This window comes from Streptomyces sp. WAC06614 (genome assembly GCF_003949795.1).
Taxonomy (GTDB): domain Bacteria; phylum Actinomycetota; class Actinomycetes; order Streptomycetales; family Streptomycetaceae; genus Streptomyces.
The window spans coordinates 1-2,589 of record NZ_RPRY01000558.1 but is presented as its reverse complement, the minus strand read 5'-3'; the positions used below and the strand labels follow the sequence as shown (position 1 = coordinate 2,589).

Sequence of the window (2,589 nt, the reverse complement as noted above, 5' to 3'; positions counted from 1 at the left end):
TTCTTCGGGGGCTCGGGGGCCTTGACGGGCGGCAGCTTCAGCGTCGGCGGGAGGATCGCCGCGGGGATCACCGCCGTGGTGTCGGCGTACGCGGTGGACAGGGCCGCCATCGCGGGTCCGGCCGGCCGGTCCAGCATCTCCGCGACCGCGGTGAGCCAGCGGGTCTTCGCCTCCGTCTGGAGGGCGGTCCAGAAGGCCTGGGTCTTCGGATCGCCGAAGGGGGTCGCGACCGCGAGCGAGACCGTGAAGGTGGAGTGCGGGGTGTACGAGTGCTTGTCGCGCTCCTCTCCCGTGAAGGTCCAGGTGACCTTCGCGTCCTTCATCACCTCGCCGAACAGATCGCCCAAGGTCTGGACGAAGAACGGCTTGCCCGACTCGACCCAGGCGTTGCGCGAGTCGTACAGCGTCTTCGTCGCCGCCGTCAGCGCCTCCCGGCTCTTGTCCAGCTTCTCGGCCATGCGCGCCGGATCCACCTGGAGGTGGACGTACTCCAGCTCGTGGGAGAAGGAGGTGAGGAACGCCTTGAACACACCGGCGGCACTGCCCTGCCAGTCCTCGCCCGGAGCGTTGATCCTGTCGGCCCAGCCCTTGATCCGCTGGCGCCAGCCGATCAGCCAGTCGTCCAGGTCGCGCGCCGCGTCACGGGCCACCACGAAACTGGGCGGCGCCGTGGTGTCGTTCTGGTTCGGCGGGAACAGGACCGGGTTCAGGACGGTCAGGGCGTCGTTGATGAAGGTGTACAGCGGGCTGCCGTCCCGGGTCAGGTCCCAGTCGACGTTGACACCGGCCCGGGCCGAGAGGTTGAACGACTGCTCCCGCACCGGATCGTCGAACGTGTAGTCCGTGTGCCACCAGATGTCGTACGCGGGCGGTTTGTCCTTGTAGACGTCCGCTCCCCAGGGCGCCCCCCAGCCGCCTTCGCTGTACACCTTCAACTCGCCCTCGCCCTTGTACCAGTTGGTGCCGGGCCCGGCGACCTTCTCGCGCGGGACGATCGCCTTGCCCTGCTCCTTGGCGGCGAACACCTCCAGTGCCTTCTCCCAGTTCACGCCTTGTCCTCCTTCGGAGGCACCGGAGCCGGAGCGGGAGCCGGCGGCGGGGGCGTCGCCCCGGGGCCGAGGACGTCACCGAGGACGTCCATCATCTGCTTCGCCGTCAACGTGGCCTCGTCCTCCGCATTGCTGAACAGCGTGTGCACCTGCTGGAGGTCGAGCGAGGTCCTGCGCATCGTGTCGTCGAAGGCCTTCACCTGCGCCAGCAGGCTCGTGCACATCTCCTGGAACCGCTTCTGCAGTTCGGCCGACGCCGTCAGGGTCCCGCCCCCGCCGAGGATCTGGCCGAACCCGTTCGCCGTCACGTTGTCGGCGGTGCCGGCGGAGAACAGCCGGACCACCTTGAGCACGTCGGCCTGCTGGACGGAGTCGGTGAACGACTGGATCTCCGTCTTCGCGAAGGTGAGCAGGAACTGCTCCGTCACCTTGAAGACGTCGCCGTCGTTCCGGCCCTCGCCCTCGTCCTTCTCGACCATCCGTCACCACCTTCCGCGGCACGCCGCGCGTTCGTTCCCGTGGTCAGCCCTGGAAGGTGGCCGCGCCCCGGAGATCGGTGTTCTTGTAGAGCTCGCTGATCGAGGCGACCTTGGTGGCCCCGTTGCCGAACAGGGCGGTCATCGCCGCGTCGGCGTTCGACGCGGCCTCCCGGAACTCCTTGTAGGCCTGCGCCGCCGCACCGGTGAAGGTGCTCTCCATGGGGGCCAGGCCCTCCAGCAGTCCCTGGAGGGAGTTGTCCATGGTGCGGGTGAGCTGCTCCATCTCGTCGATGGCGAGCCGCAGCTGGTCGAACTTGATGTCGATGGCCATGGGTTCCTCCTAGCTCAGCGCGTGGACGACGTCGGCGGAGCGGGCGTCGAACGCCGACTGGGCGACGATGCCGGCCTCGCCCTGGGTGTTCGTGAACATGCCGCGCACCGACTCGCTGTTCTGGCGGAGCGTCTCGAACTTCTGCTGGACCAGGTGGTACTGCTCGACCCACTGCCGGACCTTGGCGCGGACGGCCTCGCCGTCCGCGGTGCCCAGGGCCCGCAGCTCCTGCTCGACCTGCTCGGCGCGGGCGCCCGCGGTGTTCATGCTGGCGGAGTGGTCGGCGAGCGTGAGCTCGCCCCTGCCCATCAGATCGCCGTCCTGCGTCAGGTTGTCGCCGTACATCTCCCACCTCCTGGTGTCGTCGGCCGGTGCGGCCGGACCTCCGGACCCGGTCTCGGTTCCGGTCGTGCATCCCCGTCTACGTCGCCCACGCCGCACGGGGTTCGGCCGTGCCGGCCCGCCTCCCGCCGACCGGCCCCCCGGCGGACCTCAGCGGCCGCACACCGCGCCCGGTGCCGCCGCCTCCGGTGCCGCCGCCCCGGAGGCCAGGGCGCGCGCCGGGTCCAGGCTCGGCCCGGTCGGCAGCAGCCCGAGCAGCGCGGCCGGCACGGCCACCGGCTCACTGCCCCCGTAGCCCAGCCGCTCGGCCGTCTCCGCCGACGCCAGCGGGTACTTCACCCCCGCGTCCGTGATCAGGTACGAGGTGCCGCCCTGCCCGGCCCCCGAC

The 2,589-nt window shown here is 70.3% G+C and carries 5 protein-coding genes; all 5 read right to left on the bottom strand.

Annotated features, from left to right (window positions below):
* Nucleotides 1-1,049, bottom strand: a 1,049-nt coding sequence (locus EF918_RS34645) for a hypothetical protein (RefSeq protein WP_148141330.1), incomplete at its 3' end; no start/stop codon positions are given.
* Complete coding sequence (locus EF918_RS34640) at nucleotides 1,046-1,528, bottom strand: hypothetical protein (protein ID WP_125652831.1); 483 nt, start codon at nucleotides 1,526-1,528, stop codon at nucleotides 1,046-1,048. The genes EF918_RS34645 and EF918_RS34640, both read right to left, overlap by 4 nt.
* Nucleotides 1,529-1,571: 43 nt before the next feature.
* A complete protein-coding gene (locus EF918_RS34635) occupies nucleotides 1,572-1,859 on the bottom strand; it encodes a WXG100 family type VII secretion target (RefSeq protein ID WP_125652830.1) in 288 nt (95 codons plus the stop codon).
* A 9-nt stretch (nucleotides 1,860-1,868) separates the two neighbouring features.
* Nucleotides 1,869-2,204 (bottom strand): hypothetical protein, encoded by a 336-nt coding sequence (locus EF918_RS34630; protein ID WP_125652829.1) that lies wholly within the window; start codon nucleotides 2,202-2,204, stop codon nucleotides 1,869-1,871.
* 147 nt (nucleotides 2,205-2,351) lie between these two features.
* Nucleotides 2,352-2,589, bottom strand: a 238-nt coding sequence (locus tag EF918_RS34625; RefSeq protein WP_185922072.1) for a type VII secretion protein EccB, incomplete at its 5' end; no start/stop codon positions are given.